This window comes from Streptomyces sp. NPDC056883 (assembly GCF_042788835.1).
Classification (GTDB): domain Bacteria; phylum Actinomycetota; class Actinomycetes; order Streptomycetales; family Streptomycetaceae; genus Streptomyces; species Streptomyces stoeckheimensis.
This window is the reverse complement of the sequence record NZ_JBHUBS010000001.1, coordinates 540606-564284: the sequence shown is the minus strand read 5'-3', so window position 1 is coordinate 564284 and position 23679 is coordinate 540606. Positions and strand designations below refer to the sequence as shown.

The 23679-nt window shown below is 72.5% G+C and carries 21 protein-coding genes; 13 read left to right on the top strand and 8 right to left on the bottom strand.

Features of this window, described 5'->3' with window-relative positions; genetic code table 11:
* Positions 1 to 106: 106 nt before the first annotated feature.
* The 5 genes from ACFRU2_RS02675 to ACFRU2_RS02655 all read right to left on the bottom strand — a co-directional run bounded on the left by ACFRU2_RS02675 (position 107) and on the right by ACFRU2_RS02655 (position 7586).
* Positions 107 to 1414, bottom strand: a complete 1308-nt coding sequence (locus ACFRU2_RS02675; protein WP_382966804.1) for an ABC transporter substrate-binding protein — start codon at positions 1412 to 1414, stop codon at positions 107 to 109.
* A 115-nt stretch (positions 1415 to 1529) separates the two neighbouring features.
* On the bottom strand, positions 1530 to 2633 hold the full coding sequence (locus ACFRU2_RS02670; protein WP_382966802.1) for a substrate-binding domain-containing protein: 1104 nt from the start codon (positions 2631 to 2633) through the stop codon (positions 1530 to 1532).
* A gap of 111 nt (positions 2634 to 2744) precedes the next feature.
* Positions 2745 to 4256, bottom strand: coding sequence for a peptide MFS transporter (locus tag ACFRU2_RS02665; RefSeq protein ID WP_382966800.1), 1512 nt, complete (start codon positions 4254 to 4256; stop codon positions 2745 to 2747).
* A gap of 323 nt (positions 4257 to 4579) precedes the next feature.
* The gene (locus ACFRU2_RS02660) at positions 4580 to 5311 is read right to left on the bottom strand and encodes a ribonuclease H (protein WP_382966798.1); all 732 of its coding nucleotides are present in this window, start codon (positions 5309 to 5311) and stop codon (positions 4580 to 4582) included.
* 7 nt (positions 5312 to 5318) lie between these two features.
* A complete protein-coding gene (locus tag ACFRU2_RS02655) occupies positions 5319 to 7586 on the bottom strand; it encodes an MMPL family transporter (protein WP_382966796.1) in 2268 nt (755 codons plus the stop codon).
* A gap of 113 nt (positions 7587 to 7699) precedes the next feature.
* Here ACFRU2_RS02655 and ACFRU2_RS02650 point away from each other — a divergent pair, with 113 nt between their 5' ends.
* From ACFRU2_RS02650 to ACFRU2_RS02635, 4 genes are all read left to right on the top strand, one after another.
* Positions 7700 to 8401 (top strand): TetR/AcrR family transcriptional regulator, encoded by a 702-nt coding sequence (locus ACFRU2_RS02650; protein WP_382966794.1) that lies wholly within the window; start codon positions 7700 to 7702, stop codon positions 8399 to 8401.
* Positions 8398 to 9138 carry a DUF2993 domain-containing protein gene (locus ACFRU2_RS02645; protein WP_382966792.1) on the top strand — a complete coding sequence of 247 codons (741 nt, stop codon included), beginning with the start codon at positions 8398 to 8400 and terminating at the stop codon, positions 9136 to 9138. The genes ACFRU2_RS02650 and ACFRU2_RS02645 overlap by 4 nt, the downstream gene beginning before the upstream one ends.
* A gap of 127 nt (positions 9139 to 9265) precedes the next feature.
* A complete protein-coding gene (locus ACFRU2_RS02640) occupies positions 9266 to 9688 on the top strand; it encodes a hypothetical protein (RefSeq protein WP_382966790.1) in 423 nt (140 codons plus the stop codon).
* 76 nt (positions 9689 to 9764) lie between these two features.
* Positions 9765 to 10175: an SgcJ/EcaC family oxidoreductase gene (locus tag ACFRU2_RS02635; protein ID WP_382966788.1), complete on the top strand. Its 411-nt coding sequence runs from the start codon at positions 9765 to 9767 to the stop codon at positions 10173 to 10175.
* A gap of 23 nt (positions 10176 to 10198) precedes the next feature.
* On the opposite strand, the gene ACFRU2_RS02630 is transcribed toward ACFRU2_RS02635, so the two are convergent.
* A complete protein-coding gene (locus tag ACFRU2_RS02630; RefSeq protein ID WP_382966786.1) occupies positions 10199 to 10939 on the bottom strand; it encodes an SDR family oxidoreductase in 741 nt (246 codons plus the stop codon).
* Between the two features lie 71 nt (positions 10940 to 11010).
* Between ACFRU2_RS02630 and ACFRU2_RS02625 the strand changes: the two genes are divergently transcribed.
* The 6 genes from ACFRU2_RS02625 to ACFRU2_RS02600 all read left to right on the top strand — a co-directional run bounded on the left by ACFRU2_RS02625 (position 11011) and on the right by ACFRU2_RS02600 (position 16524).
* Positions 11011 to 11955, top strand: coding sequence for a LysR family transcriptional regulator (locus ACFRU2_RS02625; protein ID WP_382966784.1), 945 nt, complete (start codon positions 11011 to 11013; stop codon positions 11953 to 11955).
* Positions 11956 to 12114: 159 nt separating this feature from the next.
* Entirely contained in the window at positions 12115 to 13047 is a 933-nt protein-coding gene (locus tag ACFRU2_RS02620) for an ADP-ribosylglycohydrolase family protein (RefSeq protein WP_382966782.1), read from the top strand.
* Positions 13048 to 13087: 40 nt separating this feature from the next.
* Entirely contained in the window at positions 13088 to 13831 is a 744-nt protein-coding gene (locus ACFRU2_RS02615; RefSeq protein WP_382966780.1) for a class I SAM-dependent DNA methyltransferase, read from the top strand.
* 94 nt (positions 13832 to 13925) lie between these two features.
* Positions 13926 to 14642 (top strand): VanZ family protein, encoded by a 717-nt coding sequence (locus ACFRU2_RS02610; RefSeq protein WP_382966779.1) that lies wholly within the window; start codon positions 13926 to 13928, stop codon positions 14640 to 14642.
* 63 nt (positions 14643 to 14705) lie between these two features.
* Positions 14706 to 15401 (top strand): response regulator transcription factor, encoded by a 696-nt coding sequence (locus ACFRU2_RS02605; RefSeq protein ID WP_382966777.1) that lies wholly within the window; start codon positions 14706 to 14708, stop codon positions 15399 to 15401.
* Positions 15394 to 16524: a sensor histidine kinase gene (locus ACFRU2_RS02600; RefSeq protein WP_382966775.1), complete on the top strand. Its 1131-nt coding sequence runs from the start codon at positions 15394 to 15396 to the stop codon at positions 16522 to 16524. Before ACFRU2_RS02605 ends, ACFRU2_RS02600 begins: the two co-directional genes overlap by 8 nt.
* A gap of 5 nt (positions 16525 to 16529) precedes the next feature.
* Here ACFRU2_RS02600 and ACFRU2_RS02595 read toward each other — a convergent pair whose 3' ends face one another.
* The gene (locus ACFRU2_RS02595; RefSeq protein WP_382966773.1) at positions 16530 to 17885 is read right to left on the bottom strand and encodes a D-alanyl-D-alanine carboxypeptidase family protein; all 1356 of its coding nucleotides are present in this window, start codon (positions 17883 to 17885) and stop codon (positions 16530 to 16532) included.
* 1184 nt (positions 17886 to 19069) lie between these two features.
* Between ACFRU2_RS02595 and ACFRU2_RS02590 the strand changes: the two genes are divergently transcribed.
* A complete protein-coding gene (locus ACFRU2_RS02590; RefSeq protein ID WP_382966771.1) occupies positions 19070 to 19804 on the top strand; it encodes an N-acetylmuramoyl-L-alanine amidase in 735 nt (244 codons plus the stop codon).
* A gap of 11 nt (positions 19805 to 19815) precedes the next feature.
* Positions 19816 to 20253 carry a glutaredoxin domain-containing protein gene (locus ACFRU2_RS02585; protein WP_382966769.1) on the top strand — a complete coding sequence of 146 codons (438 nt, stop codon included), beginning with the start codon at positions 19816 to 19818 and terminating at the stop codon, positions 20251 to 20253.
* 15 nt (positions 20254 to 20268) lie between these two features.
* Here ACFRU2_RS02585 and ACFRU2_RS02580 read toward each other — a convergent pair whose 3' ends face one another.
* Entirely contained in the window at positions 20269 to 21939 is a 1671-nt protein-coding gene (locus tag ACFRU2_RS02580; protein ID WP_382967816.1) for a chloride channel protein, read from the bottom strand.
* Between the two features lie 334 nt (positions 21940 to 22273).
* Here ACFRU2_RS02580 and ACFRU2_RS02575 point away from each other — a divergent pair, with 334 nt between their 5' ends.
* Complete coding sequence (locus ACFRU2_RS02575; protein WP_382966767.1) at positions 22274 to 23614, top strand: cytochrome P450; 1341 nt, start codon at positions 22274 to 22276, stop codon at positions 23612 to 23614.
* Positions 23615 to 23679 lie beyond the last annotated feature (65 nt).

The following is a 23679-nucleotide window of genomic DNA, read 5'->3' as shown; positions in this document are numbered from 1 at the left end:
GGTGCGCTGCGGAGGAACGGACGGGGAAAGGGGCGGGGAAGGGACTTCGAGACAGGGCGGGGAGCGGGGCCCGGGTGCCGGGAGGGCTTCGGGCCCCGCGCGGCGCCTACTTCGCGAGGTTGAGCCCTCGGCCCTTGATGGCCGCCTCGGCGGCGGTCTGGCCGGCCGCGAGTCCGTCGGCCAGGGTGCCCTTGAGCGCGGCGTCCTGGATGGCGGTGTTGGTGGCGGTCTGCACCGGGCCCCAGACCCAGCCCGGGACGATGGTGTCGACCTGCGCGCCGGCGATCTCGTAGACCTTGTCGCCGCCGAAGAAGCCCTTGTCGTCGAAGGCCGCGGCGGCGATCGGACGCAGCTCGGGGCTGGCGGGCAGGCTGCTGCTCGGCGCCTTCAGGCTGCTGAGGCGGGCCTTGACGCCTTCGGGGCTGGTGGCCGCCCACGTGGCGAACTCCGCCGCTTCCTTGACGTGCTTGCTGCCCTTGGTGACGGCGTAGCTGGTGCCGCCGAACATGCCGGTGGCCGGGGTGCCCCAGTGCGGCAGCGGGGCGACGCCCCACTTGCCCGAGTCCTTGGCCAGGGCCGTCATCGTGCCGCCCGCGCTCCACGAGGCGCCGATGAAGCTGGCCATGACCCCGTCGGCCTTGGCCTTCGCGAACTCCGGTCCGTTGATCTTCAGGTTCATCACCAGGTCGTCCTTGACCAGGCCCTGCCAGTACGAGGCCACCTTCTGCGAGGAGGCGTCGTTGATGTTGACCTTCCAGCCGTCACCCTCGGTGCCGTACCACTTGGCGCCGGCCTGCCAGGAGAGCGCCGCCAGCAGGGGCGCGTCGTCGTTGCCCCAGCCGCCTATGCGCACGTTCTTGCCGGAGGCCTTGATCTTCTCGGCGGCCGCCTTGTACTCGTCCCAGGTCTTGGGGACTTCGACGCCCGCGTTCTTGAAGAGGTCCTTGCGGTAGTAGAGGAGGTTGGGCGTGGCGTCGTACGGCACGGCCCAGGTCTTGCCGCCGAGGGTCACCCGGTCCTGGACGCCCTGGGGGAACTTCGCCTTCACGGCGGCGCCGGCCGGGGCGGTGATGTCCTCCAGGAATCCCTGGCTGACGAACTCGGGGAGCGTCGGGTACTCGATGCCCGCGACGTCGGGAGCGTTCCCGGCCTTGATCGCGTTGCTGATCTTGGCGTACCCGTCCGGTCCGCCGGTGATGGCCGAGAAGGTGACCTTGATGTTCGGGTGGGACGCGTTGAAGGCGTCCACCACCTGCTGGGCACCGCCGGTCCAGCCCCAGTAGGTCAGGTTGACCGGCTCTTTGGGGGCGTCGGCCTTCGGCGCGGCGCCCTCGCTCCCACCGCAGGCAGTGGCGAACAAGGCCAGCGAGAGGGTGGCGAGGGCGGCGCGGGAGGTACGGGAAGTGAGCTTCACTGCTCTGCTCCTCAGGTGCGAGCCGTCGATGCGGCGAGGTGATGCACATCATTCGGCCAGAGGAGAAGCGAGTCAATAGAAAAGGAAAGTTTGAGAAAGAAAAGCGAAGTAACGGTTAGGCCTCGCTGGACGCGCGCACCCTCAGCTCCGGGAGGATGGCGATCCGTCGCCGCGGACGACCCGGCTCGCGCAGCCTTCGTACGAGCAACTCCACTCCCGTGACCCCGACTTCGTGCTTCGAGGGCGCCACCGCGCTCAGCGGCAGGTCCGCCAGGGAGGCGACCTCGTCGTCGTACGAGACCAGCGCGACATCGCCCGGCACGGACAGCGCGGCACCGCGCAGCCGCTGCATCAGCACCATGGCCTCGTGGTCGGGATGGACCAGGGCGGCGTCGACGCGCCCGTCCCGCACGGCTTCCACGAAGGCGTCCATCACCTCTTCGTAGGCGGCGTCACCCGCACCGAACTGCTCCAGATCGAGGAAGAACGCGTGCTCGGCCGTGCCGGGGCCGGCCTCCTCCATCGCCGCGTCGTAGCCCTTCTTGATCCAGGGCGCGGTGGGGGTCCCACCGCGCATCACGAGGGCGATCCTGCGGCGCCCCGTGTCCAGGAGGTGGCGCACCGCCAGCCTGGCTCCGTACCCGTGGTCCGTACCGACGTGCTCGGCGGCGGAGGCCTGCTGTTCCGGGCGGCGTTCGATCAGCACGACGGGCACGCCGAGCTCCTCGTACCACTGACCTCCCGGCTTGCCCTCGCCGGCGGAGGGCGCCAGCAGCAGCCCGTCGACGCCGTCCTCGACCATCCGCGCGGCCTGCGCCTTCTCCGTGTCCACGTCGTACGTGGACACGGCGAGCGTCAGCCGCACCCCGAGGGCGTCCGCCGCTTCCCGGGCGCCCTTGATCACCTCGGGGTAGTAGTAGGCGGAGGACGGCACGATCAGCCCGAGGACCAGCGGCCGGCCGGATCCGGCGGCGGGGGCGGGGGCGGCCGTGCGGGCCGCCGCCGGGGCGGCGGTCACGGGGGCGGTCTCCGCCCAGTCCTCGGGCAGCATCGCGCCGCCGTGCACCCGGGCCAGCAGGCCGCGTTCCGCGAGGACTTCGACGTCCTTGCGCACCGTCACCACGGACACGCCGAGCTCCGCCGCGAAGTCCGTGACGCGCATCGATCCCGCTTCGCGGACCCGTCGCAGGATCGCCTGCTGTCGTTCCTCTGCGTGCACGGTGGAGCTCCCCTCGACTGCGTCCCTGGTCGAGCTCAGCGTAGCGCGCGAAAGCCGAAACTTACGTTTCCTTTCGAACGAAAGGATTGCATAGCGTCTCCGTGGGCGGTGTCAGCGCACGCCGCCCATCAGTGCCTTGACCTTGTTGCGGTACACGAAGATCGCGATGCCTCCGAGGAGCGCCAGCGCGCCCTGGCTCGCGAACCAGGACGGGGCGTCGGTGGACACGCCGAACTGCTGGAGCAGCGCCACCACCGAGTCGCCGACCGTGACCGCCAGGAACCAGACGCCCATCATCTGGCTGGAGTACTTCTCCGGGGCCAGCTTGGTGGTCAGGGAGAGACCGACCGGGGACAGGGTGAGCTCGCCGACCGTCTGGATCAGGTACACCATCACCAGCCACATCGGGGACACCTTGACCCCGTCGACCGCGATGCCCTGGGCGACCATCATCACGGCGAACGAGAGCCCGATCAGGACCAGGCCGACGGCGAACTTGGCCGGGGTGCCCGGCTCCTTGGCCCGCCGGCTCAGCGCCACCCAGCCCCAGGCGAAGACGGGTGCGAGGGCCATGATGTAGAGCGGGTTGCACGCCTGGAACCAGCTGGCGGGGAAACCCATCCCGAAGAAGGTGCGGGAGGTGCTGTCCTGCGCGAACAGGTTCAGGGTGGAGCCGGTCTGGTCGTAGATCCCCCAGAACAGCGCGGCCGCCGCGAAGAACCACACGTACGCCGACATCCGGGCCCGGTCGGCCCCGCCCAGGCTCTTGTCCCGCCTCATCCGCAGCAGGTACCAGGACGGCAGGACGATGCACAGGACGGTCAGCGGCAGCATCGCCCAGCTCAGCGTGAAGTGCCCGGACAGGCCCACGCCTCCGTACGCGACGGCCGCAACGGCCAGCCAGGTGAGCGACTTGCGGACGACCGCGGTGCGCTCCGCCCGCGAGAGCGGGGTCGGGACGACGTCGCTGCGCTCCGACATGTGCCGGCCGCCGAGGGCGAAGAACGCGAGGCCCAGGGCCATGCCGACGCCGGCCATGGCGAATCCGAGGTGCCAGCTGACGCTCTGGCCGATGGTGCCGATCGTCAGCGGCGCGATGAAGGCGCCGAGGTTGATCCCCATGTAGAAGATCGTGAAGCCGCCGTCGCGGCGCGGGTCGTCCTTGTCCTCGTAGAGGTGGCCGACCATCGTGGAGATGTTGGCCTTGAGCAGGCCGGAGCCGACGGCGATGCACACGAGGCCGACGAAGAACGAGACCCGGGCCGGCACGGCCAGCAGGAAGTGCCCGATCATGATGACGGTGCCGCCGATGGCGACGGTCCTGCGGGCGCCCCAGGCACGGTCGGCGAACCAGCCGCCGGGGAGGGCCAGCAGGTAGACCATCGCGTTGTAGAGGGAGTAGATCGCGGTGGCCATGGCCGCGTTCATCGCGAGCCCGCCCTGGGAAGCCGGGGCGACCAGGTAGAGCACGAGCAGCGCGCGCATGCCGTAGAAGCTGTAGCGCTCCCACATCTCCGTCATGAAGAGGTTGACCAGCCCGCGGGGGTGGCCCATGAAGGTCTTCTCGGGGCCCGGGGAGGAGGGTCTGTGCTCGTACTCGCCCTTGGTCAGGGTGGACGCCATGATCGGTCCTCGCTCGCTCTGGGCGCGCGCGGATCGGCGTGCGGCCGCGCCCGGTGGGAGGGCCGGCACCGGCGCGCGGTCCGTCCTTCCCCACGCCCGAGGGGGTCCGGGCGGGCCTCTGGGGTGAGCCTCGGGGGCTGCCGGACGGGAGCGGAACGCGCCGGGATCCACGCCCTGGTGCTCCATCGCGCCCGGACCCGGCCCACAGGTCATTCACTGTGTTCCCAGCCTGTCCCACGGGACGGCCCGGACACAGGGGCCTTCGGGGCATGCCGTGGAGCCGAATGTCACGGCACGGCCCGCTCCCGGCGCTGACGAACGGCCTATGCGGCGTCGGGACCGGCTCCACCGCAGTCGGGGTGGCCCCAGCGCGAACCGAGCTTGCTGATCTTCTCCCCCGCCGCGTACTGCTTCCCGCAGGGGCAGGTGCCGGGGAACTTGGCCTTGATGGTCACCCCGGCCCGGCCGGCGGTCGCGCTCTTGGTGGCCGTCGCGCCCTTGGCCGAGGCGGCTCCTGCGGGACGGCGGGCGGAGGTGCTGCGGGCCGGGGTGCTGCGGGCCGGCGCCGGGACGGGCATGGAGGCGTGGCCCAGCGCGGTACCGGCCGGCTCCTGGCTCACGGCCGCGTCACTGGCCGCCTGGTCGGCGATCGCGTTCAGGTGGTCGCCGTCCTCGCGGTGCGCGGGGACGTAGCGGAACTCCACGTCGCGGTCGGTCAGCAGGGCGTCGATGCTCTCGACGAGCTCCCGGTTGGCCACCGGCTTGCCCGCGGCCGTCTTCCAGCCGTTGCGCTTCCAGGCCGGGAGCCACTGGGTCACGGCCTTCATGGCGTACTGGGAGTCCATCCGCACCTGCACGGCCGTACCGGGGGCCACGGCCTCCAGCAGCCGCCGCAGAGCGGTGAGTTCGCCCACGTTGTTGGTGGCCCGGCCCAGCGGCCCGGCCTCCCAGCGCTCGGGGTGCCCGTGGACGTCGGCGATGACCCAGGCCCAGGCGGCAGGCCCGGGATTTCCCTTGGCCGCCCCGTCGCAGGCGGCGATGATGCGATCAGACATCCCCCGATCATGCCTCACCGCGAACGTCGCCCGCGCCCACGATTGCGGCCGGGGCCCCGGATCCGGCCGGGCCCGCGGCCTCGCCTCCCGGCTCCGGCGAGGCATCCAGCCGTGCCGCGTCGTCGTCGTCATCGTCGCGCTGCCGCGGCAGGAGCCGGTCCAGGAAGGGCGGCAGCCACCAGTTGGCCCGGCCCATCAGGAACATCGCCGACGGGACCAGCACCAGCCGCACCACGGTCGCGTCGAGGATCACGCTCACCGCCAGGCCCACCGCGAGCATCTTGACCACGACGGTGGGCGAAGCCGCGAAGGACAGGAACACCGCGGTCATGATGAGCGCCGCGCTGGAGATGACCCGGCCGGTGGCCGCCAGCCCCGTACCGACGGCGAGGGTGTTGTCCCCGGTGCGGCGCCAGGACCCGGCGATGGCGGAGAGCAGGAAGATCTCGTAGTCCATCGACAGGCCGAAGACGATCGCGAACATCATCATCGGTACGAACGACTCGATGGGGACGGGCTCCGACACCCCGATCAGCCCGCTCCCCCAGCCCCACTGGAACACCGCGACGAGGACCCCGTAGGAGGCGGCGGTGGTGAACAGGTTCAGGGCGACCGCCTTGAGCGGGACCACCACGCTGCGGAACACGAAGGTCAGCAGGACGAGCGCGGCGGCCAGCACGATGGCGATGATGAGCGGCAGCCGGTCCTTGACGGTGTCGCGGAAGTCCAGCTGGCCGGCGGTGGATCCGGTGAGGTAGCCCTCGGCGCCGGTGCCCTTCAGCGCGGAGGGCAGGGTGGTGCCGGTCAGCGTCGTGAACAGGGTCCCCGTGCCGGCGCTCTGCGGTCCGGTGGCCGGGGTGACGGTGGAGACGAGCAGGCGGCCGTCGGGGCTCGGCGCGAGCGGGGTGAACCCGGCTATGCCGGCGGTGTCCCGCAGCGCGGCGGTGAGTTCGGCGCCGATCCGGTCGGCCGGTACGGCGGCGTCGTGGAGGTCGGCCACCAGGACGAAGGGGCCGTTGGCCCCGGGGCCGAAGCCGGGTCCCTCGCCCTCGGCGATCCAGTCGTAGGCGGTGCGCGTGGTGCTGCCCGCCCGGTCGGCGCCGTCGTCGACATGGCCGAGACGCAGCGAGAACAGCGGTACGGCGCACAGCGCGAGCAGCAGCGTGCCCGCGGTCAGGAACTTCCACGGGTGCCGGGCCACCAGGGCGGCGTAGCGGTGCCAGCCGTCGTGGTCGCCGGAGGTCTCGGCGACCGGGCGGCGCAGCGCGAACCGGTCGATCCGGCGTCCGACCAGGCCCAGGGCGGCCGGTACGAGGGTCAGGGCGGCCGCCCCGGTGACGACCACGACGAGGGTGGCGGCCAGCCCCATGCGGCCGATGAAGGTCAGTCCGCAGGTGTACAGGCTCAGCATGGCCACCGCGACGGTGACGGCGGCCACGACGACGGCGCGCCCGCTGGTGGCGGCGGTACGGGCGGCCGCGTCGACCGGATCGTGCCCGTCGAGGAGGTCCTGCCGGAAGCGGGTGGTGAGGAAGAGGGCGTAGTCGATGCCCACGCCGAGGCCGATCATGGTGGCCAGGGTGGGGGCGGCGGTCGCGAAGCTGACGACGCCCGCCACGATGCCGACGATGCCGAGGCCCACGCCGACGCTGACCATCGCGGTGAGCAGGGGCAGCAGGGCGGCGGCGACGCTGCCGAAGGCGAGCAGGAGGATCAGCAGGGCCACGAGGACGCCCGCCGCCTCCCGGGCCCTGTCGTCGACCGGCGGCCGGACGACCTGGTTCAGGTCCCCGCCGTACGCGACCTCCACGCCGGAGTCGCGGGCCGCGGCGGTGGCCGCGTCGAGGGTGCCGGTGTACTCGTGCCCGAGGGTCTTGACCTGCCGGTCGAAGGACACCGTGGTGTAGGCGGTACGGCCGTCCGCGCTGGTGACGACCGGGGAGGCGGCGGTGACGTGGGGCATCCGCGCGAGCCGGGCCGCGCTCTCGTCGACCGCCTGGCGGTGCCCGGCCAGGGAGCCGGAGTCGACGTGGAAGACCACGCGTCCGTTGGGATCCCCGAGCCCGGGGGCGGACGCGGCCAGCAGATCGGCTCCGGTACGGGACTGCGTGCTGGGGAGGCTGATCTGGTCGCTGTAGACCGGGGCGGCGAGCCGGCTGCCGGTCATCGCGCCGGCCAGCAGCAGGAGCCAGGCCGCGATCACCCAGGCGGGGTGGCGGGCACAGAAGCCGCCGAGGCGGCCGAGGCGGCTCGTTCGGCCGAGGGGGGAATGCACGACGCCTCCAGGAAGTGTCAGGACTGACACGAGCACCTTGGCAGAAAATGTCAGGGGTGACAATTGTCAGCCATGACAATTGACAGGGGTGACGGCATTGCTAGGCTTCGACGGTGAACCAAGATCCGGCCGCGCCCGCCTCTGCCACCGCGCCCATGCCCGAATCCGCGTCGGGGGCCTCGGAGCCGGGGCCCGAGTCGGAGTCCGGCCTGCGCGAGCGGAAGAAGGAGCGCACCCGCACACTGCTGCGCGAGGGCGCCGCCGCGCTGTTCGCGGAGCACGGCTTCGCGGGCACCACGGTCGCGGACATCGCCGCCTGCGCGAACGTCTCCGAGCGGACCTTCTTCCGCTACTTCGAGAGCAAGGAAGCCCTGCTCCTGCCCGACAGCGTCGACCTGTTCGCGTACGTCGAGGCCGAACTGGCCCGGCGCCCGCCGCACGAACCGCCGCTCGACGCGGTCTGCAACGCCCTGATCGCCGCGGTGGCCCCGTTCGCGGCGTCCAGCCTCACCGCCCTGACCCACTCCGTGGCCATCGCGGGTGACGAGCGCGTGGTGGCCGCCCAACTCGTGCAGCTCTTCGCCGATTTCGAGGACCGGCTCACGCTCATCGTCCTGAACCGGCTCCCCGCCGACACCCCCGAGGCCGACCTGCGCGCCGGGGTGATCGCGGGCGCCGCCCTGTCCGCCGTCCGCGCCGTCCTGCGCACCCAGCGCCGGCGCCGCGCGAACGGCACCTTCACCGACACCCCGCCCGCCTCCCTCGTACTGGAGGCCTTCGCCATGCTCAAGCAGATCGGATCCGCAGCGCAATGAAGCTCCGACGCACCCCCGTACTCGTCACCGCCGGCATCACCGCCGCCCTGGCCGGCGTCTTCGTGGCCGACGGCGTGGTCGAACACACCGCCCAGGAGCGCATCGCGCGGGCGGCGGGCTGCCGCCTCCAGGCCCGCGGGCCCGTCACCGCGGAACTCTCCGGCACCTTCGCCGGACTCCGCGCGCTGACCGGCCAAGTGGGTTCCGTACACCTGGCGGCCGAGGGCGTACGCCGCGCCGACACCGACATGGACATCAAGGCCGACCTGTACGACGTCACGCGCGACGGCGGCATGAGCGGCGGCCGGGCGACGGCCACCATCCCCTACGAAGCCCTGCAGAAGCGTTTGGCCGACTCGGGGGACGCCGCCGCGGGTGCGGAGGGGCTGACCGTGGGCGGCGACGCGAAGGGACTCACCCTCACCGGGACCGTGGGCGGCCTGGGCCTCCCCGTCACCGTGCACGCGAGCACCAGCGCCACGCCGACCGGTGTCACGATCACCCCGACGACGGTCACCGTGCTGGGCCGCGAACTGCCGATAGCCACCGTGAGCGGGCTGCCCGGTGCGTCCGGTCTGGCCGAGCGGCTGGCACCCCGGACCGTGGACGTCGGCGAGCTGCCCGAGGGGGTCAGCCTCACCGGCGTCCGGACGACCGGCGACGGCCTCACCCTGGACGCCTCCCTCGCGAAGTCCTCCTCGTCGGACACCGACGGGAAACGCTGCATGTCGGCGTAGCCCGCCACCCACGCCCCTTCCTTCTTTCCGGTTCGCAAACAGCACGAGCCCCCCGAACCCACCCAATCCACGGCCACACAGCAACCCAGAATTGACTTTACGGATTCTTTAAATTTACCCTCCGGCCATGCGCAAATCTCCCTCCACCGTCCTCTCTGCCCTCTCCCTCGCCGGCCTGGCGCTCGCCGCGGCCGGCTGCTCCGCCGCCACGACCGACAAGGCCGTGGAGCAGGTCGACAAGGTCGTGAACGAGACCTACGAGGTCACCTACGAGGTGACCGGCAAGACCGTCGACTCCGTCTCCTTCCACGACGGAGGGGGCACGGCCACCGCGCCGAACCTCGTGACCGCCGAGCAGCCGGGCGCCGCATGGACGAAGACGGTCACCCTGCGCGGCATCATGCCGCCGGCGGTCTCCCCCAGCTCGGTCGAGAACACCGCCGACCTGACCTGCAAGGTCATCTACAAGGGCAAGGTCATCAAGGAGGCCACGGGCGAGGCCGCCATGGCCGGCGGCTGCGTGACGGTGTCTCCGATCGCCGCCCAGTAGGCGGTCCGGCCACCGGGGCACTACGTATCCCAACAGGCTTGACCTCAAGCCTGCTTGAGGTGTGATCGTCATCCTCATGACCACGGAATCACCGTCCCGCGCGGCGGACATCGAAGCGATCAACCGGCTCGTCGCCACGGTCGAGCACTCCCAGCGGACCAAGGACCCCGAGGAGTTCCTCGCCCTCTTCCACCCGGACGCGATCTGGACGACGGCCCACGGCAAGGTCCTCATCGGTCTCGACGCGATCTCGGAGTTCACCCGCAAGGTCCTGCCCGCGGCGAACTGGGACGGCCAGGTCACCTACGAGGTGGTCCACGTGCTCTTCATCCGCCCGGACGTCGCGGCCGTCAAGGTCCGCCAGCGCTACCTGTCCCCGGGCGAGGAGAGCGAGGGCGCTCCCCTGTACGTGATCACGAAGCAGCCCGACGGCCACTGGCTGCTGACGGCCTGCCAGAACACGGGAGTGATCGCGGACGCGCCCTGAGGCGGAGAGGGCGCGGCACGGTCTCACCAGGGAATCGGACCGTCCTCGGCCAGGAAGGCGCCCGTCGGGCCGTCCTCGCCCGCCGTCGCCAGGTCGACCGCCACGGCAGCGCCTTCTTCCGCCGTACGCATCCCGGTGTGGCGGTTGAGGTCGGTCGCGCAGTATCCGGGACTCACCGCGTTGACCAGGATCCCTTCGGCGCGCAGTTCGTTGGCGTAGAGCGCGGTGATCGCGTTCAGCGCGCTCTTCGAGGTGCAGTAGGGGAGGAGGATCGAGGAGTAGGCGGACCACGGGCTGCCCGGGTCGGCCAGGTGGGTGAGGGAGCCGAGTTCGCTGGACATGTTGACGATGCGTGCGGCGGCGGAGCGGCGCAGCAGGGGGAGCATCGCGTGGGTCACCGCGATGACGCCGAACACGTTGGTCTCGTAGACCTGCCGGACGGCAGCGGCCGGGGTTTCACTCGGCTTGTGCGGTCCGGCGGCGATCGCGGCGTTGTTGACGAGGATGTCGAGGCGGCCGAACGTGGCGTCGATGTGCCGGGCCGCGGCCTGGACCGAGGCCTCGTCGGTGACGTCCAGCGGAACGCACCGTACGTCGGCGCCGCCCGCGCGAAGCTCCTCGGCCGCCGCCTCTCCACGCTCGGCGTTGCGGGCGCCGATCAGCACGGTGATGCCGAGGGCTGCGAGCCTGCGCGCCGTTTCCTTGCCGATGCCCTTGTTGGCGCCGGTGATCAGAGCGGTCTTCTGTGAAGTCGAAGTCGTCATGGCACCCAGCCTCCCCTCGCCCATGGGCGCCAGGGAAAGACCGGAAGGCTCTGGATCTATAGTCCACGGATATGAGTGAGCTAGAGGTGCGGGAGCTGAGGTACTTCATCGCGGTCGCCGAGGAACTGAACTTCAGCCGGGCCGCGCAACGTCTGGGGATGGCGCAGCCCCCGCTGTCGAAGGCGATCGCTCTGATGGAGTCCCGGCTCGGGGTACGCCTGCTGGAGCGCACCACCCGGCAGGTGAGCCTGACCAACGCCGGTCAGGTGCTGCTCGACCAGGCCCGGATCGCGGTCGACGCGGTGCACGCGGCGGCCCGGCGAGCACGCCGGGCCGGTCAGCCGACGCCCCGGCTCGTCGTGGCGGTCAAACCGGGAGGCGATGCCGGGCTCCTCGGGGAGATCCTCGCCGCCTACCGGGGAACCGGTGCGCATCTGCCGCCGCCCGAAGTCGTCGTCGGCGGCAGCGGGGAGCCGGTCGCCATGCTGCGGGACGGCCGCGCCGATGTGGCGCTGCTGCGCAGCCCGTTCGACGGTCAGGGGCTGGACTCCCAGACGCTCGTGGTCGAGCCGCGACTGGCCGTCCTCCCCGCCGCGCACCGCCTGGCCGGACGCCGGCGACTGCGGCTGACCGACCTCGCGGGCGAACCGATCCCGCGCTGGAAGGGCGCCGCCCCCTCCACCACCGCCTACTACACCGGATGTGACGGCGCCGAAGCAGGCGACGGCCACACGGACTTGGCGCCGGCCGACACCCCTGAGGGGCCGCTCGTAGCCGGCGTGGAACAGCTCTTGGAGGTGGTCGCACTGGGGCAGGCGGTGGCGTTCCTGGCACGCTCCACGACCGAGCGGCACCAGCGCCCGGACATCGCATACCGGCCGGTCACCGGCCTCAGCCCCAGCGCGGTCATGGTCGCCTGGCCGGAGACCTCGCGATCCACGGCCGTCGCCGCCTTCGTCCGAGCCGCCCACGACGTCGCCGCCCACCACCCCGACCACATGCCCGCACTGGTCTGACCGGCGTACTCCCCACCCCTGGCCACGCCGGCCAAGGCTCCATTGATCCCCGAGGCGGTAATCGGCTCGCGCGCGGCATCCGCGGACGGAGAGGATGGCTGGACCAATCCGCCGATCCGCCAATCCGCCAGTCCCAGTCCGCCGTTCGAAGGAACTCCGATGAACAGCCCGCCGTACGCCCCGGCAGCCCGCACCTCCCTCGACGGGCTGGTGATGGGCGATGCCTTCGGCGACAGCTGGTTCACGCTCTCCGGTGAGGACGTCGAGGAGCAGTGGGCGGCGCGCAGGCTCCGGCCCACCCCGTGGCAGTGGACGGACGACTCCGCCATGGCGTTCGTGCTCTTCGCCCACCTTGCTGCCGGCGGGGAGGTCCGGCCCGATGCTCTGGCGCGGGAGTTCGCCGCCGAGTACGCGCGGGATTCGGGGCGCAAGTACGGGGCCTCCATGCACGAGGTGCTGGAGCGGATCAGCGCAGGCGAAAGCCGGCGTGCTGTCACCGCCGAGCAGTTCGGCGGACAGGGTTCCTACGGCAACGGCGCCGCGATGCGGGTCGCGCCGCTCGGTGCCTGGTTCCGGGGCGACCCGAAGGAGGCCGCCGAGCAGGCCCGGCTGTCCGCGCTGGCCACGCACGCCCATCCCGAGGCGGTCGCGGGCGCCGTCGCGGTGGCGGTGGCCGCCGCGCTGGCGGCGGCGGGCGCGGGCCACGACGCCCCGGTCCGCGCCGAGTTCCTGCGGGAAGTCGCCGCGTACGTACCGGGCAGCGAGGTCGGCTCGGGGCTGCTGGCGGCCGCGGACTTCCCCGCGGGCACCTCGGTGGCCCGGGCCGCGTCCGTGCTGGGCTCGGGGTGGCGGATCTCGGCCCCCGACACCGTGCCGTTCGCCCTGTGGTCCGCCGCGGGGCACTTGGACGACCTGCCGGAGGCCTTGTGGCAGACCGTCGGCGGCTGGGGCGATCGCGACACCACGTGCGCGATCGCGGGCGGGGTCGTCGCGGCGCGCACCGGCACCGGCACCGTTCCGGCCGACTGGCTCGCGGCGCGCGAGGCCATTCCCGCGTGGAGCGGGTGGACGCCCGAGCAGCAAGCTCCCTAAGGCCTTTCCCGGTAGATCATGTGACTACTAGGCTGCCGCGATGGAACATGATCGGGAACGGGAACCGGAGCGGGCTCGGGCGAACCACTACGACGGCTTCGCCGAGGCGTACGCGGCGGAGAACGAGAGCAGCCTCGTGAACGCCCACTACGAGCGGCCCGCGATGCTGGCCCTGGCCGGAGACGTGGCCGGGCGTCGGATCCTGGACGCGGGGTGCGGCTCGGGCCCGCTCACCGCTGCGCTGCGCGACCGGGGTGCGGTCGTCACCGGTGTCGACTCCAGCGCCGGGATGCTGGCGCTGGCCAGGCGGCGGCTGGGTGAGGGCTCGGCCCTGCACGAGGTCGACCTGCGCGACCCCCTGCCCTTCGCCGACGGCGCCTTCGACGATGTGGTCGCCTCGCTGGTGCTGCACTACCTGGAGGACTGGGGGCCGACGCTGGCCGAGGTGCGGCGGGTCCTCAGGCCCGGCGGCCGGCTGATCGCGTCGGTGGACCATCCCTTCGTGGCCTACACGTTCCAGGATCCGCGGCCCGACTACTTCGGGACCGGCAGTTACACCTTCGACTGGACCTTCGGCGGACAGTCCGTCCCGATGAAGTTCTGGCGCAAGTCGCTGCACGCGATGGCCGAGGCCTTCGCCACCGCAGGCTTCCGGCTTTCCGTCATCAGCGAACCGCAGCCCGACCCGGCGGCCCGTGAGCTGTTCCCCGACGGCTTCCGCGACCTTTCGAGCAAGCCCTGCTTCCTGTTCTTCGTCGTCGAGGTACCGCCACGACGTCCGTGACCTCCGTGACGTCCAGTGACGTCCACGGCAGGTATCGCGGGCGTATCGAAAAGCGCATACGCCCTCGCAACGGCCCACCGTCTCCCCTGGGAACATGAACCACAACGCCTCCCCGTCACCACCGCCCCGCCGCACGCTCAGGGTCGTACTCCTCGGCTTGGCGGCCCTCGGCATCGCGAGCGTCCTGTACGTCGTGCGGGGGCCGCTCATGATGTCCGCTCCGAGGTGCATGGCCGGGCAGTGGCACGGGTGCCTCGACACCTTCAACGGCGTGGTGCTCATGACCCTCGTCGCCGTGCCGTTGTCCCTGCTGGTGGTGTGGGCCCTGGCCCGCCGTCGGCGTGCCGCCGGCGTCGGCGTCGCCTCGGCGTGGCAGTTGTCGCTGGCCGAGGTGGGCATGGTGCACGGGACCGTGCCGTGGGTGTGGATGACCATGATGCCGGGCTCCGGGGCCGGGATCGTCCCCGGCCGGTACAGCCTGGTACCGATACGGGACCTGCTCACCATGGGGCCGCTCGGGATCGGCGGGAACCTGCTGGTCTTCGCCGCGCTGGGGTTCTTCGCCCCGATGCGGTGGGCGGCCCTGGCCTCCGTGCCGCGGGTCCTGGCCCTCGGGGCGGGTTGCTCGGTCCTGGTCGAAACGGCGCAGTACGTCCTGCAGCTGGACCGCGTCTCCTCCATCGACGACGTCCTCGTCAACGCCACCGGCGCCGCCCTGGCCGCGCTCGCGTCGCGCCGCTGGTGGCGGACCACGGTGCCGGAGCCGTCGGAGCTGCCCCGCCCGTCCCCGGCACCGGCGCCGACGGGCTGAGCCGCGTACCCGGTGCGCGCCGTGCATACGACGGCGATATGTCCTGGTGCTTAGGCTTCGGACATGCGCGTACTGATCGTCGAGGACGAGCCCTACCTGGCCGAGGCCGTCCGTGACGGTCTGCGGCTGGAGGCCATCGCCGCCGACATCGCCGGCGACGGCGACTCCGCCCTGGAACTGCTCGGCGTCAACTCCTACGACCTCGCGATCCTCGACCGCGACATCCCCGGCCCCTCCGGCGACGAGGTCGCCCGCCGCATCGTCGCCTCCGGCAGCGGCATCCCGATCCTCATGCTCACCGCCGCCGACCGGATCGACGACAAGGCGTCCGGGTTCGGGCTCGGCGCCGACGACTACCTCACCAAGCCGTTCGAACTGCGGGAGCTCGTCCTGCGGCTGCGGGCGCTCGACCGCAGGCGCGCGTACGCCCGGCCCCCGGTCCGCCGGATCGCGGGCCTGCAGCTCGACCCCTTCCGCCGGGAGGTCTTCCGCGACGGCCGCCACGTCGCGCTCACCCGCAAGCAGTTCGCCGTGCTGGACGTCCTCGTCGCCGCCGAGGGCGGGGTCGTCAGCGCCGAGGAACTGCTGGAACGGGCCTGGGACGAGAACGCCGACCCCTTCACCAACGCCGTGCGCATCACCGTCTCGGCGCTGCGCAAACGGCTCGGCGAACCGTGGATCATCGCCACGGTGCCCGGCGTCGGCTACCGCATCGACACCCGGCCGGAGACCGGAGACGAGGGGGCGGACCATGGATAGGGCGACCGGGTTGAGCGTTCGCTCCAAACTCACCCTCAGCTACGCCGGATTCCTCATGGTCGCCGGCGCCCTGCTGCTCGCGGCGGTATGGCTGTTCCTCCTGCGGTACGTCCCCGATCGGGCGTTCCTCGTCTCCGCGGACACGCAGCCCCACGGCGTCTTCCCCGTCCGGTCCAACCTCCTGCGCGTCTTCGCTCCGAGGGCGGCCGCCGTACTCGCGCTCCTGCTGGTGATCGGCCTCGTGGGAGGGTGGATCCTCGCCGGCCGCATGCTCGCGCCCCTGACCCGGATCACGGATGCGGCGCGGACGGCCGGGAACCGGTCGCTGTCCCACCGGATCCGCATGCGGGGCCGGCAGGACGAGTTCCGCGAACTCGCCGACGCGTTCGACTCGATGCTCGAACAGCTGGAGTCCCACGTCGCCGAACAGCAGAGGTTCGCCGCGAACGCCTCCCACGAGCTGCGCACCCCGCTGGCCATCTCCCGGACGCTCCTCGAGGTCGCCCGCAAGGACCCGACGCGGGACCGGGGCGAACTCATCGAACGCCTGCACTCGGTCAATGCGCGGGCGATCGACCTCACCGAGGCCCTCCTGCTCCTCAGCCACGGCGACCGCGCGGACTTCGCCCGCGAGAGCGTCGACCTCTCGCTCCTCGCCGAGGAAGCCGCCGAAACCCTGCTCCCCCTCGCCGAGCAGCGCCGGATCACCCTCGACGTCACCGGAGGGACGGCCCGGACCGACGGCTCCGCCGAGCTCCTGCTGCGGATGGTGACGAACCTCGTCCAGAACGCCGTCGTGCACAACCTCCCCGCCGACGGGACCGTGACGGTCCACACCGAGGAGCACGGCGACACGAGCGTGCTGCGGGTCGAGAACACGGGCCCCCGGCTCGCACCGGACATGGTCCCGACGCTCACCGAACCCTTCCGCCGCGCGACCGACCGCGTACGCACGGACGAGCACGCCGGGGTCGGCCTCGGCCTGGCCATCGTGCACAGCATCGTCCGCGCCCACGCCGGGACCCTCGACCTCGTCCCGCGCCCCACCGGCGGGCTCCTCGTCACGGTCCGGCTCCCCCGTACGCCACGGGCCACGCCCGTACGCGGCGGAGCAGCCGTTTAGGCCGTCTAGCGGAGACGTACGAGTTTCGTGGCGAGGGACGGTGCGGACAGGTCCGTCTGAAGTGCCACGGGAACCGTCGGGGCGCCCGGTCCGGTCCCGATGGTCAGGACCCCGATCTCGGTGCCGGCCGGCGCCTTCGCGGGGAGTCCCTTCTCTCCTACGGCCAGAGTCAGTTCGAGCCGCTGACCCGGCACGGCCACCGCGGCCGTGTCCCGGGTGGCCACCACCGGGGTCCGGGTACCGAGCCCGTCGTCCACGTAGCCGACGACCTGGCCCTTCTTGACCGCGCCCGCCGAGGTCAGTGCCTCGCGGACGGCCTCGATGACCTTCTTGCTGTTCTGCTTCACCAGTTTCAGGCTGTTGGCGCCGTCTGGGTCGGCGCCGGTGACGTGCTGGTCGAGCATCGTGCCGAGGATCAGCGGGGTCTTGTCGCCCACCGTCTTGTACGCCGCCCACATCAGGGCGCCGCCGGCCGCCGAACTGGAGCCGGTCTTGATGCCCTTGATGCTGAGTCCGGCGATGAGCAGGTCGTCGTTGTTGTTGATGAGCGGCTCCTGCAGGCCCGGGACGGTGGCGTTGGGAAGCTGCACGATCGCCCGGAAGGCGTCGAACTTCATGACCTCCTCGGCCAGTTTCAGCTGATCGACGGCGGTGCTCACGGTCTTGGCGTCGAGCCCGCTCGGGTCGGTGTACGTGGTGGAGGTCATGCCGAGCGCCTTGGCCTCGGCGTTCATCTTCTCCACGAAGGCGGCCTCGGAGTCGCTTCCGGTGTCCCAACGGGCCAGCAGGCGGGCGATGTTGTTGCCCGACGGAATCATCAACATCTTCAGCATGTTCTGCTGGGAGAAGCGGGTTCCGGCCGTCAGTCCCTGGACGCGCGATTCGCTCGCCGAGGTGCCGTCCGCGACGGCCTTGGCGTCGACCTCGATCTGCGGTCCGTCCTCCCCCTTCTTCAGCGGGTGGTTCTTGAGGATCACGTAGGCCGTCATGACCTTAGCGACGCTGGCCGTCGGCACGGGCTTCTGCTCCCCGAACGTCCCGACGTCGCCCGCGCCGCCGATCCGTACGGCGGCCTGGCCCTTCTCCGGCCAGGGCACGTCGAAGCGGCCGTCGAGGGCGACGGAGGCCGCGGCGCCCTCGCTGGTGAGGACCGCGTCGGGCAGCGGCCGCAACGCCTGTACGACGGCCAGTACGGCGACCAGCAGGAGCAGCAGCGGCACCCAGATCCGCACCCGCCGGGCCACCGTCCGGCCGGGGGTCTCGGGCGGCGGCGGGGTATTGGTGAGCTGCGCGAGCAGATCGAGCGCGGGCAACGGCTGCTCGGTGGTTCCCTCGGGGGCGACCGCCTCCGAGGGGGCCATACCGGGAGCCCCTCCCGCAGCGGGGGCGGTTCCCGGCGCCGTCACCCGGGCCGGGGCGGCTGCCGGAGTCGGGACGGGCCCGGCTCCCGAAGCCGGGGCGTACGCCGCCGGCGCCGGCGCGGCCGGGGCCGGAGCCGGTCGCACGGGTGCCGGGCGCAGCGCCCATGACGGCACCGGCGCCGCCGAAGCCGAGGGCTCCTCGTCCAGTGGCTTGAGGGCGACGAACTGGCTCGTCCTCTCGGAGTCCGACTCAGGACGGGGGCCGGGGCCGCCATCGGGACCGGCTGCCGACGTCGAGGCGGTCTCCGGCTCGGTCCCGGGCGCGGAAGCGGACCCGGCCACAGGCCGCCCGCCGCCGGACACGGGTACGGAGTCGGCCGACGGCGCGGGCCCCTCCTGGGCCGCGACCGCAGACGGGGATTCGGAAGCGGACACGGCGTCAGGCACGGCCCCGGCCCCGGCCGCGGGCTCGGGCTCGGGCTCGGGCTCGGCAATACTCCCGGCCGCACGCTCCACTCCGGGTATGGATGCGGGATCGGACGCAACCTCAGGGCCGTCGCCGGACCGGGGCCGGGGCACAGCCGCGGACCCGGGCACAGCCCCGGCCGCGGACTCGGACGCGGACTCGAGCTCGGACGCGGACGCGGACGTGGACGCGGGCTCGGACTCGGCCCAAGATCCGGACTCGGACCCGGCCGCAGCCTCGGAAGCAGCCGCGGGCGCAGGCGCAGGCTCAGCAGGCGCAGCCTCAGCAGCCGGTACGGCCGTCGTCCCGGCGGCCGCCCTCGGGGCCGGCACCGTGCGCGGGTCCGGACGCGGAGCGGGCTCCGGATCCGGCCCGAGTGCGGGGCGCTGGGCGGGAGTCGGTGTCTGCGCGTCGTGCGGTCCGGGTGTCCCTCCCGGGTGCTCGTCCTTCGTCGCGCCGGGCGTCTCGCCCTCCACCGGTACCGCCGTCATGCCGTACACCGCCTTGCTCGTGCCGTTCTGGATCAGCCGCCAGTCTCCGTGCCGCATATGCGCAGGTGATGCGCGCTGCATGACCAATTGGTCACAATCCGTCCGGCGGGGCCCTGGCCGGAACCCGTCATCAAACGATCATCGAACGATCACGACCCCATCATGAGCGCCCCGAAGGATCGGCCTTCCCCCCGCGCACCGCACCACCCAGGAACCGGACACCGCTCATGCACCCCACCCACCCCGGCCACGCGGCGCCGTCGAGGCGGCGCCTGCTCGTCGGCGGCGGCGCCCTGTTCGTCACCGCGACAGCCGCTTCCCTGTTGGCCGCCCGGCCCGGCGGTTCCGGACGGAGCGACGACGACCGCGGCCGGGCGGCGGGGCCTTCCGGGGCCTCGCCCACCGCCTCGCCCGCCTCCGGTTGGATGCCCGGGGTGACGAGGGTCCCCCTGGAGCGCAACTTCGTCCACGGCGACCGCGACGCGCAGCGCGGGCTCGTGCTCCATGTCCAGGAGGGCGAGGGGTCGTTGTACGAGCAGTTCAACACCCCCGGGATCAAGACCTCCTCGCACTTCTGGGTCTCCCGGGACGGGGAGACGGAGCAGTACGTGTCCGTCCTGGACCGGGCCTGGGCTCAGGTGGAGGGCAACGGGTCGTGGGCCTCGGTCGAGACCTCCGGTTTCGCCACCCGGCCGCTCACCGAGGCACAGGTCGACGCCGTCGCCCGGATCTACGCCTGGGGCGCAGGCTCGCACGGCTGGCCGGCGGCCGTCAGCGAGCACCCGGACCGGCCGGGGCTGGGCGTCCACGCCATGGGCGGCGCCGCGTGGGGCGGCCACGCGTGCCCCGGTACCCTCCGCTCCGCCCAGCGCGCGGAGATCATCCGCCGGGTGCGCGAGCGCCTGCCCGGCGGACCCCAGGGCGAGCGACCCGGTTCGGGGAACGGTTCGACGCGCCGATAGCCTGCATCACCATGACACGCTCCTGGATCCTGCCCGTGCGGCTCGTTCTCTGCGGCTCGGCCCTCGCGGCAGTGTTGACGTTCACAGGCAGTCACGCCACGGCGGCAGCCCTGCTGTTGATGTTCCTGGTGCTCGCGGGCGTGCACTCGCCCCTCGTCTTCCCAAGGCCGGTCACCGCGCTGGAGGCACAGCGCCGCAGTGCGGCCGACGGCCGGCCGGTCGTCCTGTGGCGGCCAGGCTGCACGTACTGCATACGGCTGCGCGTCCGGCTCGGCCGCAGCGCACGCCAGGTGCACTGGGTCGACATCTGGCGCGATCCGGCAGGAGCCGCGGCGGCGAGGGCGGCCAACCAGGGCAACGAGACCGTACCCACGGTGATCGTGGCCGGCCGGCCCCACACCAACCCCGATCCCGCATGGGTACGCGCGCAGCTCTCCCCACCCGTGTGATCGGGGGAGGACCACCTAAGCGGGTGGGTGCAGGGCCAGCAGGGCCGAGCGGTGGGAGACCCAGCCCAGGAGGTGGAGCCGTTCCTCGTCGAGGACCGGGAGTCCGTCGCCCTCGCTCGCGGAGAGCAGCGGCAGCGCCTCCTGGAGGGACTGGCCGGCCAGCAGGACCGGCGGGTGGTCCCGTACCGTCTCGACGGGCGTGTGCTCGGAGAGGCCTTGGTGCAGGGCCCGGGAGAGGGCGGCAGCGCCGACCGCACCGGCGTAGTGGCCGTGCCGGTCGACGAGCGGGAGGCGGGCGGCGTCCGCCTCGATCATCGCCGTGATCGCCTCGCGCAGGCCGGTGCCGGGTGCGAGCGCGGGCGGCGGTGGCCCCATGGCGGCCCGGACCTCGATCGCCGCCGGGCCGGTCAGGTCCAAGTCGACCCCCCGGCGGCGGAGTTTGGCCGTGTAGACGGTGTCCCGGCTGAGCGCGTGGCTGACTCCGGTGGCGACGGCGACCGCGATCATCAGCGGCAGGATGATGCCGTACTCGCCGGTCAGTTCGTAGATGATGACGACGGCGGTGATCGGTGCGCGGGCCGATCCGGCGAAGACCGCGCCCATCCCGATGACGGAGTAGGTCATGGCCGAGCCGGTCACCCCGGGGGCGAGGCCGTCCATCGTCTGCCCGAAGGCGCTGCCGAGCATGGCGCCGACGAAGAGGCTGGGCGCGAACACGCCTCCCGAGCCGCCGATCCCGATGGTGACGCTGCACGCGACGATCTTGCCGACGAGCAGGACCAGCAGGAATCCGATCGCGTACCCGCCCACCGCGGCCTTGCCGAGCACCGGGTAGCCGACCCCGTACATCTCCGGCAGCGCGAGCAGGATCGCACCGAGCACGAGGCCGCCGACCGCCGGGCGGAGCCATTCCGGCCGGCCGTTCCAGACCGCGTCGCAGAGGTCTTCCACCCCGTAGAGCACCTTCGTGAAGAGCACCCCGACGGCGCCGGCCACCGCGCCGAGCAGTACGTACAGGGCGTACGCGGCCACGTGGCCGGCGCTCACCGGCGCCAGGTCCAGGAACCGTTCGTCGCCGAGGACCGCGCGTCCGATCACGCTGGCGGTGACCGCGGAGACGGCCACCAGGCCGAAGGCGCGAGCCGTGAAATCGCGCAGGATCAGTTCCATCGCGAAGAAGACGCCGGCCAGCGGCGCGTTGAAGGTGGCGGCGATGCCGCCGGCCGCGCCGCAGGCGACCAGCAGCCGCATCCGCTCCTCGCGGACGCGCAGGAGGGATCCGGCGGTGGAGCCGAGGGCGGCCCCGATCTGGACGATGGGCCCTTCGCGGCCCACGGAACCGCCGCCGCCGATGCACAGCGCGGACGCGAGCGATTTCACCACCGCGACCCGGGGCGGGATCCGGCCACCCTGGCGGGCGACGGCGTACATCACCTCGGGAACCCCGTGGCCGCGCGCCTCCTTGGCGTAGCGGTAGACGAGCGGTCCGTAGAGCGCGCCCGCGACCACGGGCGCGAGCAAGACGAAGTACGGGCCGAGCCAGGGCACGTAGGGGTTGGCGGCGTGGCCGGCGGAGGAGTAGTCGTCGTGGCCGGACAGGGCTTTGGTGAACACCTCGATGAGCCAGCGGAAGCCCACCGCGCCCAGTCCCGACCCGGCGCCCACGAGCACGGCGGGCAGCAGCATCGCGGCCTGGGTGCGGTTCAGCGCGTCCCGTGCCGCATCCGCCGAGAACGGACCCATCTCCACTCCTCAGGAACCGATCCACTGCCGATCGCGCGCCCGGCCCCTGACCACGATCCCCCGAACCCCCCATCCAACGGGCCGCATCGCGCCGGGCCCCGGAGGCGGGCCGGAGGTACACCCGCCCGGCGTAGGCCGTCTCGCGGGTCCGTCCGGGAGGGTGCGGTGCCTGGCCGAAGGCCGACCCCCGTCCGTTCCCGGTCCCGTACAGTCCGTGCTGCCGCCGGCCCGGCGCGGGCGGAAGCCGGGCGACGAACGGACGAACAGGGGAACAGCCATGGCCATCGAAGCCGGTCCCGCGGGGCGCCTCGCTCCCCCGGTCCCCGAGCTGGACCCCTCCGTCGTGAAGCAGTGGAGCGCGGGGGGAGGCCAGCTCGTCGAGCTGCTGGCCGAGGTGTGCGGACGGCTCGGCGGGGTCGGCGCGTTCCGGCTCGGGGACGGCGGTCCCGTCGGCCGGCCGACCGTGCTCGTCACCGGTCCCGAGGCGGTCCAGCACGTGCTGGCCCTCCATCCGCAGCGCTACGTCAAACGCTCGCACCGTGCCCGGTTGCTGGTCGGCGAGGGCGTGCTCTCCGCGACCGGCGAGGCGTGGAAGCGTCAACGCAAGCTGCTGCAGTCCCAGTTCACGGGGACCGGGATGCGCCGCTACGAGCAGCGGATCGCCGGGGCCGCCCGGATCGCCGCCGGGCGCTGGGCCGCGTACGCGCGTACCGGGGAGGTCTTCGACGTCGGCGAGGAGATGCGGCGCTTCGCCCTCGACACCATCTGGCGCTCCCTGACCGGGCATCCGCTGGACGCGGACACCGACCGCGAACTGGGCTCCGTGGCGGCCGTGGTGGCGGCGCTGCCGACGCTGCCCGCCGATTCCGCCGACGCCGGGGAGGCGGTCGCCGAGGATCTGGCCAGGATCGACGCCGTGGCCCACCACGCCATCGCCGCCGCCCGCCGGGGGTCCGCGGGCCCCGACGGGCCGGGGCTGCTCCACCTGCTGGTGGAGGCGTCCGCCGAACGGCCCGAGTACACCGATCGGTTGATCCGCGACGAGCTGGTCACGCTGCTGGTCGCCGGGCACGAGACCACGGCCACCACACTGACCTGGCTCTACTTGCTCCTCGACCGCCATCCCGAGGCCCGCGCGTGGACCCTCGCGGCGGGCTCCGAGGGCTCGGCCGAACGCCGGGAGGCGATCCAGGCCCTGGTCAGCGAGACCCTGCGGCTGTACCCGTCCGCCTGGATCCTGCCCCGGCACGCCATCGAGGACGACGTCCTGGCGGGCTACGCCGTCGAGGCGGGCACCGACGTGGTCGTCTGCCCGTACCTCGCACACCGCGACCCGGTGCTGTGGCCCGATCCCGAGCGCTTCGACCCGCTGCGCTTCACCGCACCGGGCGGCCGGCCGACCGTCCCGGGCGCGTACGTCCCCTTCGGCATCGGCCCCCGCGCCTGTCTCGGGCTGCAGTTCGCGTTGCGCGAGTCGACGGTGTTGCTGGAGCACCTGCTGCCGGCCCATGTGCCGACCTTCCGGTCCGTTCCCGAGGGGTCCTCCTACAGCATCACGGTCCGGCCGGACGGTCCGACGCCGGCCACGCTCGCAGCTCACCCCGACCGAGGGCGTTGAGGAATCCCGTCACGGTCACGGGATCCCGAGGCGGCTTCCGCCCCGGGGGACGGCCGGTCGTGACC